The sequence below is a fragment of the Kitasatospora sp. NPDC093679 genome (genome assembly GCF_040683455.1).
Taxonomy (GTDB): domain Bacteria; phylum Actinomycetota; class Actinomycetes; order Streptomycetales; family Streptomycetaceae; genus Kitasatospora; species Kitasatospora arboriphila.
Map to the genome: position 1 here is coordinate 22,261 of NZ_JBFBDW010000072.1, position 13,882 is coordinate 36,142.

Annotated in this window: 14 protein-coding genes; 9 read left to right on the top strand and 5 right to left on the bottom strand. The window is 75.8% G+C overall.

The window, feature by feature from the left end; genetic code table 11:
- The first annotated feature begins 227 nt into the window (after window positions 1–227).
- On the top strand, window positions 228–1,781 hold the full coding sequence (locus AB0O09_RS35400) for a sigma-70 family RNA polymerase sigma factor (protein ID WP_363549105.1): 1,554 nt from the start codon (window positions 228–230) through the stop codon (window positions 1,779–1,781).
- A 61-nt stretch (window positions 1,782–1,842) separates the two neighbouring features.
- Here the strand turns inward: AB0O09_RS35400 and AB0O09_RS35405 are convergent, their stop codons facing one another.
- Window positions 1,843–3,339 carry a serine/threonine-protein kinase gene (locus AB0O09_RS35405; protein ID WP_363549108.1) on the bottom strand — a complete coding sequence of 499 codons (1,497 nt, stop codon included), beginning with the start codon at window positions 3,337–3,339 and terminating at the stop codon, window positions 1,843–1,845.
- A gap of 119 nt (window positions 3,340–3,458) precedes the next feature.
- Between AB0O09_RS35405 and AB0O09_RS35410 the strand changes: the two genes are divergently transcribed.
- Window positions 3,459–3,752, top strand: a complete 294-nt coding sequence (locus AB0O09_RS35410) for a hypothetical protein (RefSeq protein WP_363549110.1) — start codon at window positions 3,459–3,461, stop codon at window positions 3,750–3,752.
- A 166-nt stretch (window positions 3,753–3,918) separates the two neighbouring features.
- Here AB0O09_RS35410 and AB0O09_RS35415 read toward each other — a convergent pair whose 3' ends face one another.
- Window positions 3,919–4,122 (bottom strand): cold-shock protein, encoded by a 204-nt coding sequence (locus tag AB0O09_RS35415; protein WP_045694210.1) that lies wholly within the window; start codon window positions 4,120–4,122, stop codon window positions 3,919–3,921.
- A 673-nt stretch (window positions 4,123–4,795) separates the two neighbouring features.
- On the opposite strand from AB0O09_RS35415, the gene AB0O09_RS35420 reads away from it, so the two are divergent.
- The 5 genes from AB0O09_RS35420 (at window position 4,796) to AB0O09_RS35440 (ending at window position 10,339) form a co-directional block, all read left to right on the top strand.
- Entirely contained in the window at window positions 4,796–5,158 is a 363-nt protein-coding gene (locus AB0O09_RS35420; RefSeq protein WP_363549112.1) for a hypothetical protein, read from the top strand.
- A 297-nt stretch (window positions 5,159–5,455) separates the two neighbouring features.
- A complete protein-coding gene (locus AB0O09_RS35425; RefSeq protein ID WP_363549114.1) occupies window positions 5,456–5,755 on the top strand; it encodes a hypothetical protein in 300 nt (99 codons plus the stop codon).
- 258 nt (window positions 5,756–6,013) lie between these two features.
- A complete protein-coding gene (locus AB0O09_RS35430) occupies window positions 6,014–9,379 on the top strand; it encodes a hypothetical protein (RefSeq protein ID WP_363549116.1) in 3,366 nt (1,121 codons plus the stop codon).
- Between the two features lie 283 nt (window positions 9,380–9,662).
- Entirely contained in the window at window positions 9,663–9,821 is a 159-nt protein-coding gene (locus AB0O09_RS35435; protein ID WP_363549119.1) for a hypothetical protein, read from the top strand.
- 215 nt (window positions 9,822–10,036) lie between these two features.
- The gene (locus AB0O09_RS35440; protein WP_363549121.1) at window positions 10,037–10,339 is read left to right on the top strand and encodes a DUF4193 domain-containing protein; all 303 of its coding nucleotides are present in this window, start codon (window positions 10,037–10,039) and stop codon (window positions 10,337–10,339) included.
- A 358-nt stretch (window positions 10,340–10,697) separates the two neighbouring features.
- On the opposite strand, the gene AB0O09_RS35445 is transcribed toward AB0O09_RS35440, so the two are convergent.
- Complete coding sequence (locus tag AB0O09_RS35445; RefSeq protein WP_363549123.1) at window positions 10,698–11,258, bottom strand: hypothetical protein; 561 nt, start codon at window positions 11,256–11,258, stop codon at window positions 10,698–10,700.
- Window positions 11,259–11,361: 103 nt separating this feature from the next.
- Between AB0O09_RS35445 and AB0O09_RS35450 the strand changes: the two genes are divergently transcribed.
- Window positions 11,362–11,862: an FBP domain-containing protein gene (locus AB0O09_RS35450; RefSeq protein ID WP_363549126.1), complete on the top strand. Its 501-nt coding sequence runs from the start codon at window positions 11,362–11,364 to the stop codon at window positions 11,860–11,862.
- 175 nt (window positions 11,863–12,037) lie between these two features.
- On the opposite strand, the gene AB0O09_RS35455 is transcribed toward AB0O09_RS35450, so the two are convergent.
- Both AB0O09_RS35455 and AB0O09_RS35460 read right to left on the bottom strand, forming a co-directional pair.
- The gene (locus AB0O09_RS35455) at window positions 12,038–12,319 is read right to left on the bottom strand and encodes a pyrimidine/purine nucleoside phosphorylase (RefSeq protein WP_363549129.1); all 282 of its coding nucleotides are present in this window, start codon (window positions 12,317–12,319) and stop codon (window positions 12,038–12,040) included.
- Between the two features lie 156 nt (window positions 12,320–12,475).
- Window positions 12,476–12,964: an isochorismatase family protein gene (locus tag AB0O09_RS35460; RefSeq protein WP_363549132.1), complete on the bottom strand. Its 489-nt coding sequence runs from the start codon at window positions 12,962–12,964 to the stop codon at window positions 12,476–12,478.
- Between the two features lie 232 nt (window positions 12,965–13,196).
- Between AB0O09_RS35460 and AB0O09_RS35465 the strand changes: the two genes are divergently transcribed.
- The coding region (locus AB0O09_RS35465) for an ATP-grasp domain-containing protein (RefSeq protein WP_363549135.1) at window positions 13,197–13,882 on the top strand (686 nt) is incomplete at its 3' end.

The window sequence follows — 13,882 nt, forward strand, 5'->3', positions numbered from 1 at the left end:
ATCCGGGAGGGCCCGAGCGGACACCCGCCGACACCCACGGGCTCCGCAGCGGGGTCGGCTCCGCGGGCGGGGTGCCGGGCCGCCCCGCGCCGCCCCCGGGGCGGATCAGGCCTGCTCAGGGCATGACACACTGGCCCGCAATCCGGCCGGGGGCGGACGATCGGCGGGCCCGAAACCGACGACCCCGTCCGCCGACCGGCCATCACCGACCGAACAGCAGCAAGGGTTTGACCGCATCCGCGACGGCCCGTCAGACGGCGCTCGACCACCTCAACGACGCGGAACTGGCCGCACTGCTGCGCGACGGGGACCCGCTCACCGGACCGGCCGTCCAGGACGTGATGAGCGAGGTCTTCGCCCGCCACCACACCGCCGTCCTCGCCTACGCCCGCACCTGCTGCCGCGACACGGCGACCGCGCACGACCTGGCCGCCGAAGCCTTCGCCCGGACCTACCGCGCCGTCACCACGGGAAGCGGACCCCACCACGCCTGGCGCCCCTACCTCCTGACCTGCGTGCGCCACGTCGCCGTGGAGTGGGCCCGGGACCGCGCCCGCACCCTCCTCTCCGACGACTTCGACGCCTGGGCCGAGTCCCTGCCCTGCGGTCAGGACACCGACGACACGGTCCTCGCCGCCGAAGAAGGCTCACTCGCCCTGCAGGCCTACCGGTCGCTCCCCGAACGCTGGCAGGCCGTGCTCTGGCACGCCGTGGTCGAACACGAACCCGCCGCCGCCACCGCCAAGCGCCTGGGCATCACCGCCAGCGGCGTCGGCTCCCTCGTCGCCCGCGCGTGCGAGGGCCTGCGCGAGGCCTACCTGCGCGCCCACCTCGACGACACCGCCAGCGACGAATGCCGCCACTACGGCACCATGCTCGCCGCCTCCATCCGCAGGCCCGACAAGCGCACCACCCGCCACCTCGACCGCCACCTGCGGACCTGCACCCGCTGCGCCCGCGCCGAACGCGACCTGCGCGACATCAACGGCCGCCTCGGCGCGATGCTGCCCGTCGGCGTCCTCCTGTGGAACCCCGCCGGCCTCTGGCCGTCCGTCACGGGCCACGGCCTCCACCAGGCCGCGGCCAAGGCGGCCGCGGTGTCCCGGTCCGCCGCCGGCAAGTGGACGCTGACCACCACCGCGGTCGCCGCCGCCGCAGCGGCCGTCGTCGTCCTGACACCCGGCTCCGGCGGCACACCCGTCCGCACCCCTCCGCCCGCGACCGGCGCCGCGCCCGCCGTCCCGGCGCCGACCCTCACGGTGGCACCCGTCGCGGCCGTCGGGGTCGCCGAGTCCTTCCGGCCCGAACCGGCCGCGGTCATCGGCACCCCCACCCGGACGGCCCGGCCGTCGGCGTTCGCGCCGCCCCCGGGCTCACGCGCCTTCGTCAACCGGATGACCGGCCTGTGCGCCCAGGCCGACCCCGACGGTGCCCTCACCCAGCGCCCCTGCAACCGGACCGCCGGCCAGACGTGGATCCTGATCCCCGCCGGAGCGGGGGCGCAGATCAAGAACGTCGGCACCGGTCGCTGCCTGGCAACCGGCGGAAGCGCGACCGACGGGGCCCCGCTCGTCCAGCAGGAGTGCGGCGCCGACGGGCGCAAGGAGACGGTCTGGACGTTCTGCGGCGGCCTGGTCGTCAACGCCGCCAGCCGCCTCGTCCTCGGCCTCGAACACCGGCCCGGGGCGGACGACCCGGGCCCGGGAGACCGGCTGACGCAGAGCCGGGACCACGAGGACAGCCCGGCGTTCCGCTGGCAGCAGCGGCCGTTCGGCGCGTAGGCGCCGCGCGACCCGGGAAGCCCGCCGTCCCGCGGTCCCGCCGCGGGCGGTGGCCCGCCGCTCAGCCGGGGCCCGCCGTGCGGCCGAGCCCCTCCTCGGCGTGCTCGACCATCCATCGGTTCCCGATGCGGGTGCCGATCTCCAGAACGCGCCCGTAGTGCTCCCGCGCCTCCTCGCGTTCGGCCGCGCGCTCCTCGCACCCGGCCAGGTTGAACAGGCTCCAGCCCGCCAGCTCGTCCTCGCCGGACCCCGCGGCGACCCGCACGGCCGCCGCGTAGTGCTCCTTCTCCCGGAGGGGGTCCCCCGCCTCCGCCGCCAGCTCGGCCAGCTGATGGTGGGTCCAGCCCGCGGGCGCCGTGCCGTGACGATGGGCCTTTGCCACCGCCAGCGCCTGCTCGAAGTACTCCTCGGCCGCGGCCGGCTCGCCCTTCCTGCGCCGGTGGGCGCCGAAGTTGTGCAGGCTCCAGGCCCGCAGGAGCGCGTCGTCGGTCTCGTCGGCGATGCGTGCGGCGCGGGTGAAGAACCGCACGGCCGTGTCCGGGTCGTCGGCACGCGAGCGGCAGGAGCCGAGACCGTCCCAGGCCCAGCCCTCCTGCCGTCGGGAACGCAACCGGATCGCCAGGTCGAGCGCCGACCAGTAGGCGTCCTCGGCACGGTGCAGGTCGCCGTGGTCACGCTCGCGGGTCGCCCGGCGGAGCAGTTCGTCGATGTCGGTCGCCCCCGCGGCGGCCGCCTCCAGGTCCCGGACGACCTCCCTCAGGGAGGCGGCCGCGACGGCCGCCGCGGGGCGCTCGTCCGGGTCCGGTCGCAGGAGCTGACCGATCAGCGGTGCCAGGGCGCCGGCCCTGCGCACCGGCTCCGGAACGCCGCGGCCGATCGCCCAGACCACCTGCGGGAGCGAATCGCCCGGGAACGGGGACCGCCCCTCCACGGCGCAGTACAGCGTCACGCCGAACGACCACATGTCCGAGGCCGGGGACGACGACCCGGCGTGGAGCTGCTCCGGGGCCATGAACTGCGGTGTCCCGGGTGTCGTGCCGGTGGCCGTGAGCGTGATCCCGTCCGGTACCGCGGCGATCCCGAAGTCCGCGATCACCGCCCGGCCGTCCGCCAGCAGGATGTTGGCCGGCTTGACGTCCCGGTGGACCACCCCGTCCGCGTGCGCGGCGGCCAGCGCGGAGGCGACCTGCTCGCCGATCCGCGCCGCCTCCACAACGGAGAGCGGTCCCGACCCCAGGGCCTCCCGGAGGGAACGGCCCTCCACGTACTCCATCACGATCCACGGAAGGCCCTCGTGGTCGGAGAACTGGTCGAACACGGTGACGATGCCGGGATGACGGAGCTTCCCGGCCGCCTGCGCCTCGCGCTCCGCCCGCGCCAGCAGCACCCCGGCCGGCTCCACCGGCGATCCCTCGGGAAGCACGAGCCGCTTGAGCACCACGCGGCGGCGCAGCCGCGCGTCGAACGCCAGCCAGGCCTCCCCCTGGCCGCCTTCCCCCAGCTTCCGTTCCAGCCGATAGCGGCTCGCGACTTCCTCGACCGTGTCCGGGTGCGTCATGGAGCCACGTAAGCACGCCGCGGGCCACCGGCGCAGCCGTCTCCCCGATCCTCGGGACCGGCGCACCGGCGGTCATGACGACACGGGACCGGCCCGTCGGCCGGGGCAGACCGGACGACATGCCCCTGTCGCTGCATCACATCGTCGTCGACGCCCACGACCTGCCCGCCCTCGCCCGGGTGCTACGCCCGGGAGGTCTCGTCCTCGCGGCCCTCCACGCGGGTGAGGAGGTCAGGCACCGGGACTCCTGGTTCGACCGCCCGGTCTCGCTCGACTTCTTCGCGCTGCGCCCGGAGGACGTCGCCGCAGGTCTCGCGGATGCCGGGTTCGCCCTTGCGGCCACGCTGATGCGGGGGCCGTACCCGGGGGAGGCCGACACCGAGCGTGCGTACCTCCTGGCCCGCAGGCTCTGACCCGCGCGGGGACGGCCCCTGTGGGGGACGCCCCTGAGCCGGGTCCCGAGCGGTCGGGAGTGCGCCGACGGGGCACGTGCGTCGTGACGCAACGTCGAGGGGCCCGTACCGTGCATGTGCACGGTACGGGCCCCTCGCTGCCGGGTGGGTGCCCTGGCAGGAACGACTACAGCGGGCGAATGTTCTCCGCCTGCGGGCCCTTCTGGCCCTGCGTGACGTCGAACTCGACCTTCTGGCCCTCGAGCAGCTCACGGAAACCGTTGGCGTTGATGTTCGAGTAGTGGGCGAAGACGTCCGGGCCGCCACCCTCCTGCTCGATGAAGCCGAAGCCCTTTTCCGAGTTGAACCACTTCACAGTGCCATTAGCCATTAAAGATCTCCTTCGAGGGGCTGTCCGGAGCTCGCACAACGCGGGTTCCGGGTCGCCGTGATGAGCACCCGCCCGGGCAAGAGCCGGGAAACAAAAATGCGCCTGCGAAATACATCAGCAGGCGCACACAAAGTTTCATGGGAACCACTACTGCAACGAAATCCACTGTAGCAGGCCGACCCCGCCGGCGGGTGGACATCGCACCCCGAGTTTTTCGGAGGCCTTCCGCCGGGACGCCGCCGCGGGCCGTCCGGTCCGTCAACGCGCTCGGGGGGTGGGCCGGTTGGCGCGGGCGCGGTGCTCGTTCGAGCCGCGGTTCTTCGAGGGAACGGCAACACTTCGGGTGCGGCGCGCCGCCCTCCCTTACTGCGGACGGCCCCGTGCGGACGGCGCATTCCGGTGTCCGGCCGCAACCCGGGCGGCGTGCCGCACGGCGAGGTCCGGCATTTCGGCTCCGCCCGCCCGGTGCCACGGAAAGGGCCGCGCGCTCGCAGCTGCCGAAGGGTCGCGAAGCGCCGCGTGGAGGGTTCGCCGCCGGCGTCGGGGGAGACACCGCGGGGACGTCGGCCTCGGGCCGCCCGCACCGCGGGCGCAGCCGACCGGCAGGCCGGGCGGCCACGGTTTCTGCGCCGCGGAGGGCGGCGGGCGCCGGGGCTGTGTCTAGGCTGGACCCATGCCGAACCCAGATGGGCTGCTCGTCGACATCGCCGCGTTGGTCGAGTCCGAGCACAGCAACCAGATGTCCCTGACCGTGGTCGTCCCCGGAGCGGTGATCACCGGCAGGCTCGCGCCGATGGCCCTGTGGCAGGAGCGCGTGGCGGAGGTCCTCCAGGCCTCGGACCACCTGAAGCCGTTCGCGGCGCTCTTCGCCCCGCCCCCCGACGGACCGACCGAACGGCCCACCCACCTCCACCTCCACCGGGCGAAGATCCTCCAGGGCAGCTTCGCGCTGCCCCACACCGGCGGCATGTACCGCATCGCCATCGAGGACATCAGCAGCTGGACCATCGGTGACCTCGGCTACGTGAACACCTGACAGCCGCGCCGGGGCGCGCCGGCCGCGCAGGGCCGGGCCACGGGCCCACCCTCGCGCCGGTGCGTCCCCCGACGGTGCCCGTGATGCCCGGATGCACGGTGTACCGGGCGTTCGGAGCCGTCCTCCCACGTCGGTCGCGCATCCGCACGCCCTGCCCGGCCCGCTGCGTGCGGCGGGACGATGGACGGGCGGGAATCCGGCCGGGGGAGACCGCCGGCCGTCGTCGCAGTGCGGGCGGCGGCGGGTGGTCGTCGGCCGGTGCCCGATCCGTGCACCGCCGGGGAAGGGGAGAGGGACATGGCCGTGGTGATGTCGATGGACTGGGCCGGAGTCACGCCGGAGCAGTACGACACGGTGCGGGACGCCGTCGACTGGGAGGAGGTCCCGGCGGCCGGGGGTCAGGTCCACGTGGCCTGGCTCGACGCGCAGGGCCTGCACGTGACCGACGTGTGGGACTCGCAGCAGGCCTTCGAGGCGTTCCTCGCCCAGCGGCTGGCGCCGGCCGTGGAGAAGGTCGGCATCACCGGCGCCCCCGAGGTCTCCTTCAGCCCGCTGCACCGCCGCTTCGTCGCCCCGGGAGTCAGCGGCGCCGAGTAGCCGGCCCCGCGGTGGCGGCCCGGACGACCGCTCCGGCCGCCACCGCGAGCGCTCCGGCCGCGCCGACCACGCCGACGCGCTGTCGCCATGACGGTGGCTCACCGCGCCTGCCGGGCAGGCCCGCCCGAGTGCACGACCGGACCGCTGCCGCGGCCGTCCCCCGTCCTCGTGCACCGCCGGTCGGACGCGGTGGGCGGCCCGGGCGGGCCGGCGGAAATCCGGTGGGAGGCACCGGCCCCGCCCGGCCAGAATGACCGCATGCCGCACCACGCCGAACAGTTGCTCGCCGACGTCGACCCGCTCCCGTACCCGGACCGCCAGCGGCTCGTCGCCCGCAGAGCCCGCGAACTCGCCGCAGACGGGCAACTCCCCGCGCTGCTGTCCGAGCTGGAGCACTCCGGCGTGTACGGCCGCCGGCTGGCCGCGCTCGCCGCGTCGGCCGGCTGCGCCACCGCGTACCTCACCGAGCGGCTGACCGACCCCGACCCGGTGGTCCGCGGGTACGCCCTGCGGGCCGCCCGCACCCAGGACGTCCCGGACGAGGCGATCGAGGCGGCCTTCACCGGCGCCTCCTGCACCCTGCGCCGACAGCTCGCCCGGGTCGTCCGGCACGGCCGTCGGCACCGGCTCGCCGAACGGCTGGTGGGCCGCCTGCGCGCCGAGTGGGGCGACGCCGAGGCCGGCCGGCTGCTCTCCGCCTGCAGCCCCGAGTCCGTCGCCCGGACCCTGCCCGACCTCGCGCACGCCGTCCCGCTCGCACCCCTCGCCGCACGCTTCCCGGACGAGGTCCTGGACCACCTGGAGAGGGTCCTCGCCGAGCACCCCGAGACGCTGCGGCTCGGGCAGTCGCCCGAACTCGCCGACGTCCTCGCCGCCACCGTGCGGGCCCGCCCCGAACGGGCCCTCGACCTGCTGGAGCGGTTCGGCCCGGACCTCCCGCTGCGCCACGACCTCCTGCCACCGCTGGCCGCCGCGGACGCCGAACGCACCGTCCGGCTCCTCATCGACCCGCGGCGCGGCACCGCCCGGCCCTCCACCGTGCCGCCCACGAGCGGCACCCTGCGCCGGCTGGTGCGCGCCGACCCGCCCTCGCTCCCCGCCCTCGGCCGTCACTGGCTGGCCGTGCCCCGCTGCTTCGCCGCCCTGCTGCGCGCCCTCCCGCCGGGCCGGCGCGACGCGTTCCTCGACGCCGTGTACGACGGCGCCGTCCCGCGGACGGCCGAACTCCCCCTCCTGCTGCCGCTGTTCCCGCACACCCGGCGCCACGCCGAGGCACGGCGGCAGGTCGCCGCGCTGCGCGCCCAGGGCCGGCCCTGGGCCGGGACCGCGTCCTTCCTGGCACACCTGCCCACCGAGGAGGCGCAGCCCGAGCTGCGCGCCGCCCTCTCCCGCCCGGACGCCGAGGACCGGGCCGCCGCCTGGACGGCCCTGCTCGCCAACGCGGCCGCCTCCGACGACCGGGACGCCGTCCAGGACGCGCTCGGACTGCTCCCGCGGCTGCGCAACGAGCAGGACCCGGTGCGCAGCGCCGCGCTGACCGCGCTCGCCCAGGTGCCCGCCCGGCTGCTGACCCCGGCGGCGGTGCCCCTGCTCGACACCGCCGTGCAGGACGCGGTCGACGCCCGGGACTGCTCCTACGCCACCCGCGCCGCCCTGACGCGGCTGATCACCGAGGTGCTGCGCGAGCACGCCGTCGCCGGCGGGGCCGAGCTGGTCGACTGGGCGCTGCGAAGCCTGCACACGGTCGCCGGACAGACCGGCGCGGTCGAACTCGGCGGGCTGGAGCACCGGCTGCGGCGGGGCCAGGAGCACGCCGTGTTCGCGACCCTCCGGCCGTGGCTGGACACCATGGCCGACACCGCCGAGTACTGGCTGCTGTTCTCCCTGGCCAGGGCGCTCGGCCGACGCGCCCGCGGCATCCCCGAGCTGCAGGAACTCCTCCTGCACGCCCTCCGGTTCGGCTCGGACGCCGCCTTCACGACGGCCGCCGCCCTGTGGCTGGACGACCCGTGGACCCGCGACGCCCGGGTCGCAGGGATCCTCGAACTCGAACCCTCCGCCGCCGTCCTGCCACCGGTGCGGGACGTGCTGGTCGCACGGCGCACCGACCTGCTCGACCCGCTGCTCGCCCCCGTGCCGCCGTACGGTCGGTTCCTGAAGCGCCCGGCGCGGGCGACCCCGGCCCCGACCCACGCGGCGAGCCGCTGGACGCCGCGCCAGTGGCGGGCCGCCGCCCGGCTCGCCGCCGCGACGGCGAACGACCCCACCCTGCCGCTGCACGGGCGCGGCGATGCCGTCCACGCCGCCGCCGCGATCCCCGAGTACGGCGAGGCCGTCGTCCGCGCCCAGCTGGACGCCGCCGAGGTCGTGCTCGCCGAGGCCGCACTCGCCGCCCTGGCCCGGACGGACCGGCCCGCCGACGCGCTGGGCGACCTGCTCGCCCACGCGGGCGGCGACCGCGCCCGGGTCGCGGTGTACGCGGCCACCCGGGCCGCCCGGTACGCCCCGCCCGGCGGACTCGCCGAGCGGCTCGGCGAGCTGCTGTCCGGCGTGCAGGGCAGCAAGGTGACCAGCCGCAAGGAGGCCGTGCGGCTGGCCGCCGAACACCTGCCGCCGCAGGCCGCCGCCGAGCTGCTGGTCGCGGCCTACCGCGTGGAGGGCCAGCACCGCGACGTGCGGGCCGCAGCGGTCGCGTTCGCCACCGACCTGCTGGACGCCGAACCGGTCTGGGAGCTGCTCGCCGACGCCGCCGGACAGGCCCCGCCGCCCGTGCGCCGCGCCGTCCTGCGGGCCCACCCGGCGCACCTCCCCGAGACCCACCGGGCGCGCTACGCCCGGTTGGTGGCCTCCGTCGCCGCCGCACCCGACCCGGAGGTCGCGGCGCCCGCCCTCGCCGCACTGCCGCGGTGGGCCGTCTGGGCGCCGGAGACCGCGGACGTGGCCCGACGCGCCGTCACCGACCTCGCGAACCGCGGCGGCTGGCGGGAGGCCGCGGCGGCCGTCCACGCGCTCGCCGCCTCCGGGCTGCCGCACCCGATCGGCGGCGCCGCCCCCGGCAGCCTGCTGCACCGCACCGTCGCCGAACTCGCCGCCGCCACCCGGACGGACACCCCCGACGTCGGGGACGACCGCGACCTGCCCGCCCGCCGCAGGCTCGCCCACCTCGTCGACCTCCCCTCCGACGAACGCCACCGGCCGCTGCTCGCCGGCGTCGCCGACCTGCTCACGGCCGAACCCGAGCTGGCCGGCATCAGGACGGCCGCGCTCTGCCGGCTGGTGGACCCGGTCGCAGGGCCGAAGGCGCTGGCGGACGCGCTCGGCGCGCTCGCCGACGCCCACCTGGGCCGGCCGGCGGCGGCCGCGATCACCGCGGCCGTCCTGCGGCGGCAGCACACCTCCGGCCCGCTGCCGCCGCCCGGGACACTCGACGCGCTGACCCGGACGGCCCGCCGGAACGGGGACACCGGCCCGGCCGCCGGGCTGTTCGCGACCGCGCTGACCGAGGTGTTCGGGGACCGCCTCGGCTGGCCCGAGGAGTGGCGGGTCCTGCTGCGGGAGTTGCGCCGCCACCCCTCGGCGGACGTCCGGGAGCGTGCCCTCGCGGCGGTCACGCACCGGGAGTGACCTGCGGCCGGACGTTCCCAGGGTCCCCGCACCACGGAGGCGAACGATTCCCCGGGAACGGCCGGCCCCCTCCCGGGGCCGGCCGCACGACCACCGAACCGAGGCCGCCGTGTCGCCGAACTCCGCAGAACGCCGCCGCACGAGCGAGGAACTCAAGGACGACCTCGCGCCGGCCGGAACCCAGGCCTGACGTCCGGCCGCCCGGGCTCGCGGGGGGTGGCATGGACCTGCGCCGGCGGGGCAGGCGGTGGCCGGATCCGTTGGCCGACGCCCGGAGGTGTTCATGAGCACGGCCATGGTGCTGCTGCTGATCCCGCTCGCGCCGGCGGCGATCCTGACCGCGCCCGCCCCCTCGCCCGCCCACCGCCACCGCGGGCCACGCGCCGCGGCCGTCCGCGCCGACAAGGCGGTCGGCCCCCGCCACGCCCGGCCCGCCCGCTGACCCCGACGGCCTGCCGACCGGCCACGACGGCCCGCCGAACCCGTCGGTCGTCCGGCACACGGTGCGTGGTCACACGCCGGACGGCCGATGGATGGGAAGGTGGTGCGCCATGGGAGGGACTGATCACCGACCCTGACCGGCCGGCACTCCGCCGACCGGCAGGCGGCACACCCCACCAGACGAAGCGAAACCCCGAACGACGAGAAGGCACCGACTTGGCAACCGACTACGACGCCCCCCGCGACACCGGCGACGGAGGCAGCAACGACGAAAGCATCGAGGCGCTGAAGGGGCGCCGCGACGACAAACAGAGTTCCGCGGTCGACGTCGATGTCGAGGCCGTCGAAGGGCTGGAGCTGCCGGGCGCCGACCTGTCCGGCGAGGAACTCACCGTCCAGGTCGTGCCCCTGCAGGAGGACGAGTTCACCTGCATGACCTGCTTCCTCGTCCACCACCGCACCCAGCTCGCCGGCACCGACAAGAACGGCCGGCCCGTCTGCCGCGACTGCGCTCCCTGATCGCGGCAGGGAGCGGTCGAACCGGCCGCACCCCGCTCGGCGCACAGCCCGGACACCACGCGTGGCGCGTGGCGCACGGCGCGCCGGTCGGGGTGCGGCCGGGGCGTGGCCGGGACGGGCCCGAGGGAGAGGAGCCCGACATCCTGGCGGGAACCGCCCGTGCCGTGAGCCAGGCGGGCCGCATCGCGCGCGGCCTGCTGCAGTCGCCCCCGGCGGACCGGGCGGCTGGATCCTGCTCGCCGCCCCTGCTCCCGGCCGGCGGCGCCGCCTGTCACGCCGTGGCCGGAGCCGAAGCGGTGGTGAAGGAGATCCTGCACGGCCCCGCCCGCTGACCGGCCGCGCCAACGCGACACCGCCGTCACGTACGGCTCGGAGGCCCAAGGCCCTCGTCCCCGTCGGGCAGGTGCGGGTCGGCGGCCGGGCACTCGCGGTGCGAGAGGCCCCAGACGTTGACCTTGTCGAGGATCAGATCGGCGAGCGGTGGGGAGTCGTAGCTCTCGCGGTCCGTGAAGGTGAAGCTCACCCGCACGTCCTCGGCCGGTTCGGTCACCAGGGAACGCTGGTCGGGGAGGCCCGGGTACTCCACGGTCTCCCACCGGCAGCCCGCCCCGACGAGCGCGGCCGTCAGGTGCGACTCGGTGATGCGGGAGTCGACGGTGCGCGGCCCGGCGGGGCCGGGGAGCTCCAGTTCCCGGTGCCACGCCGGGACGATCATCGAGTCCACCCGGCGACAGCGACAGACGACCAACTGGATGCTGCCGTAGCCGAACCACCGGGGCCAGCGCTCCTTCGAGTACACCCGGCCGCCGGCCTCCGGCTCGCCGTACACCGCCGCCAGGTCCCCGAGCGCGGCACCGTAGTGCAGCGCACCCAGCCGTCCCGTTCCGGCCAGGACGGCCAGTTCCCCCACCAAGTCCATGCGGTCGATCATCGCACCCCTCCGGGGGATCACCGTGCGGGGCGACGTCCGGTGGGCGGGAATTCGGGCGACGCCCGGTCGGCGGGTTGTCAGCGTGCGGCACATGCGTGCGCTGAGCGACTCCGAGATCCGCGGATCCTTCGTCAACTGCTCGAAGGGCGAGGCCCGTCGGCTGCCGGTGCCCCGCGACCCGGCCGGCCTGCCCTGGCCGGACCTGGACTTCCTCGGCTGGCGGGACGGCGGCGCACCCGACCGGGCCTACCTGGTCGCCGACCGGGTGGACGGTCCGGTCGGCATCACCCTTCGGGTGCCGACGGGCCCGCGCCGCAGCCTGACCCGCACCAACGTGTGCTCGCTCTGCATCACCTCGCACGCCGGTTCCGGGGTGGCACTGCTGGCTGCCCGCCGGGCCGGCGAGGCCGGCCGGGAGGGCAACACGGTCGGCACCTACGTCTGCGCCGACCTGGCCTGCTCGCTGTACGTCCGCGGCCTGAGGAAGTCCGCCCTGGTGACCCGACCTGACGAGTCACTGCCGTTGGAGGAGCAGATCGCCCGGCTGGCGGGGCGGCTGGACGACTTCCTCACGAAGGTGCTCGCGAGCTGACCAGGGCCCGGGCCGGCCCCGCCGGAGGCCGCGGCGCGGAGACGAACGCCACGACGAGCGCCACCCCAGCAGCGCCGAACAGGGGCGACCGTCCGCCCGGACGCAGGTGTCGGCCCCGCTGCGCCGTGCCCCGGAGCACTACGGCCGGACGGAGGCGTGCCTCATGCCCCGGGGGTCAGCGGTATTCGCAGAGGTAGGCGGTCTCGCCGTCGACCTTGAGGTCGAAGGCGCTGTTGCCCGGGACGTCGAACCGGGTGCCGGCGGCGAAGGTCTCCCAGTCGTCGGCGCCGGGCAGCTTGACGGTCAGGGCGCCGCTGATCACGTGCATGGTCTCCGGGGCGGCGGTGTCGAACCGGTACTCGCCCGGGGCCATGACCCCGATGGTCGCCGGCCCGTGCTCCTGCTTGAAGGCGATCGACTTGACGGTGCCGTCGAAGTATTCGTTGACCGTGAACATGGGCATCCCCCTCGGGGAACGGGCGGGAACGAGCGGGCCGCTCGCCGCGTGCTGGGTGTCGGCACGGGAAAGCTACAGGTGGCGCCGTCGGGGCCGTCGGTCCGTCTCGCCCCGCGGAACAGGTGCGCGCGGGTGCGATCCGCCCACGACCACGGCTCAGGTGTAGGCCGCCGTGTCCCGCACCGCACCGAACCGGGGAAAGATCCTCTCCACCGTGAAGTCGTGCTCGTCGGCGGCGAAGCCGGACATCGCGTCGGCGACGAACTCCAGCTCGTAGCCGTGGTCGCTCGCGGCCCGGGCCGTGGACTCGACCCCCATCGTGGTGACCAGCCCGGCGAGCACCAGCGTGTCCACGCCCCGCTCGCGCAACCGCTCGTCCAGGTCGGTGCCGTGGAACGCGCCGACGGTGCGCTTGACGACCTCGATGTCGCCGGGCCGGACCAGACCGTCGGCGAAGCCGCTGCCCGGCGGCTGCTCGGGGGTGTTCGGCCGCTCGACCCGGACCGGCACTACCGGGCGACCGCTCGCCCTGAACGCCTCGGCCAAGCGGCGGCAGCGCGTCAGCACCTCGTCGCCGGAGTGCGGGGCGAGGGGCAGGGCGATGATGCGTGGCATCAGGTCGACGAGGATCAGCGCAGAGGTCACGGAGTCGATCGTAGGCCAGGACCCGAGGCCGTCCTCCGTCGGCGGTACCAACGGGCGGGCGTTCCGGGCCCGTTCGTCCGGCGGCTCGTCCGACCGCCCGTCAGGTGTCCTTCAGGTGGCCGTCCGCCGCTCCGTCCGCCGCTCAGGCCGCCGAACAACTCGGCTGCGGTCGGCGGTACGCCGCGACTAGCCTGGCGGCCTCTACGGACCACAGGAGGTCACGGTGCTGGTCATGCCCGGGCGGCGGACGTCGACGATGGAGCTGTTGGCCGTCGAGGCTGCCGGTCGTGGGATGGAGGTCCGGGCGGCCGAGGACCTCGGCCCGGTGCCCGGTCCGGCGCATTGGTACGGCGGGCCGCTCGCGGGTGCGCGGCTGGCGGGCCGGCTCGGGTTCGCGCTGCTCGAACCGGTGGACGACTGGCTCGCCGAGCTGCCGGAGGAGTTCACCGGCCGGAACGTCCGCTCGGCGACCGTCGCGGACGCGCGGGCGCTGGAGCGGCCGACGTTCGTCAAGCCGCCGCGCGACAAGTCCTTCCCGGCGGCCGTCTACGCCGACGGCTCCCGGCTGCCCGCGGACCTGGACCCGGCGACGCCGGTGCTGCTCTCCGAGGTGGTGACCTTCGCGGCCGAGTACCGGCTGTTCCTGCTGGACGGGCGGATCGCCGTGGCGAGCCGGTACGCGGTGTTCGGCCGGCTCGACCCGCACCCGCTGCACGCGGACGCGACGGACCGCGCCGACCGGGCCACCGCCGGGGAGATCGCCGAGTTCGTCGACCGGCTGGTGGCCGCGGCCGGGCACACCCTGCCGAGCGCCGTCGTCCTGGACGTCGGGCAGCTGCTCGACCCCTACCGCCCGGGCCACCGCTGGGCCGTGGTGGAGGCCAACATGGCCTGGTTCTCGCACGCGTACGCCGCCGA

What these genes read in the sequence shown, in the direction of transcription:
- AB0O09_RS35405 (WP_363549108.1), bottom strand. Translation starts at nt 3,339, where the DNA reads ATGACGCACCCGGACACGGTCGAGGAAGTCGCGAGCCGCTATCGGCTG.
- AB0O09_RS35410 (WP_363549110.1), top strand. Translation starts at nt 3,459, where the DNA reads ATGCCCCTGTCGCTGCATCACATCGTCGTCGACGCCCACGACCTGCCC.
- AB0O09_RS35415 (WP_045694210.1), bottom strand. Translation starts at nt 4,122, where the DNA reads ATGGCTAATGGCACTGTGAAGTGGTTCAACTCGGAAAAGGGCTTCGGC.
- AB0O09_RS35420 (WP_363549112.1), top strand. Translation starts at nt 4,796, where the DNA reads ATGCCGAACCCAGATGGGCTGCTCGTCGACATCGCCGCGTTGGTCGAG.
- AB0O09_RS35425 (WP_363549114.1), top strand. Translation starts at nt 5,456, where the DNA reads ATGGCCGTGGTGATGTCGATGGACTGGGCCGGAGTCACGCCGGAGCAG.
- AB0O09_RS35430 (WP_363549116.1), top strand. Translation starts at nt 6,014, where the DNA reads ATGCCGCACCACGCCGAACAGTTGCTCGCCGACGTCGACCCGCTCCCG.
- AB0O09_RS35435 (WP_363549119.1), top strand. Translation starts at nt 9,663, where the DNA reads ATGAGCACGGCCATGGTGCTGCTGCTGATCCCGCTCGCGCCGGCGGCG.
- AB0O09_RS35445 (WP_363549123.1), bottom strand. Translation starts at nt 11,258, where the DNA reads ATGGACTTGGTGGGGGAACTGGCCGTCCTGGCCGGAACGGGACGGCTG.
- AB0O09_RS35450 (WP_363549126.1), top strand. Translation starts at nt 11,362, where the DNA reads ATGCGTGCGCTGAGCGACTCCGAGATCCGCGGATCCTTCGTCAACTGC.
- AB0O09_RS35455 (WP_363549129.1), bottom strand. Translation starts at nt 12,319, where the DNA reads ATGTTCACGGTCAACGAATACTTCGACGGCACCGTCAAGTCGATCGCC.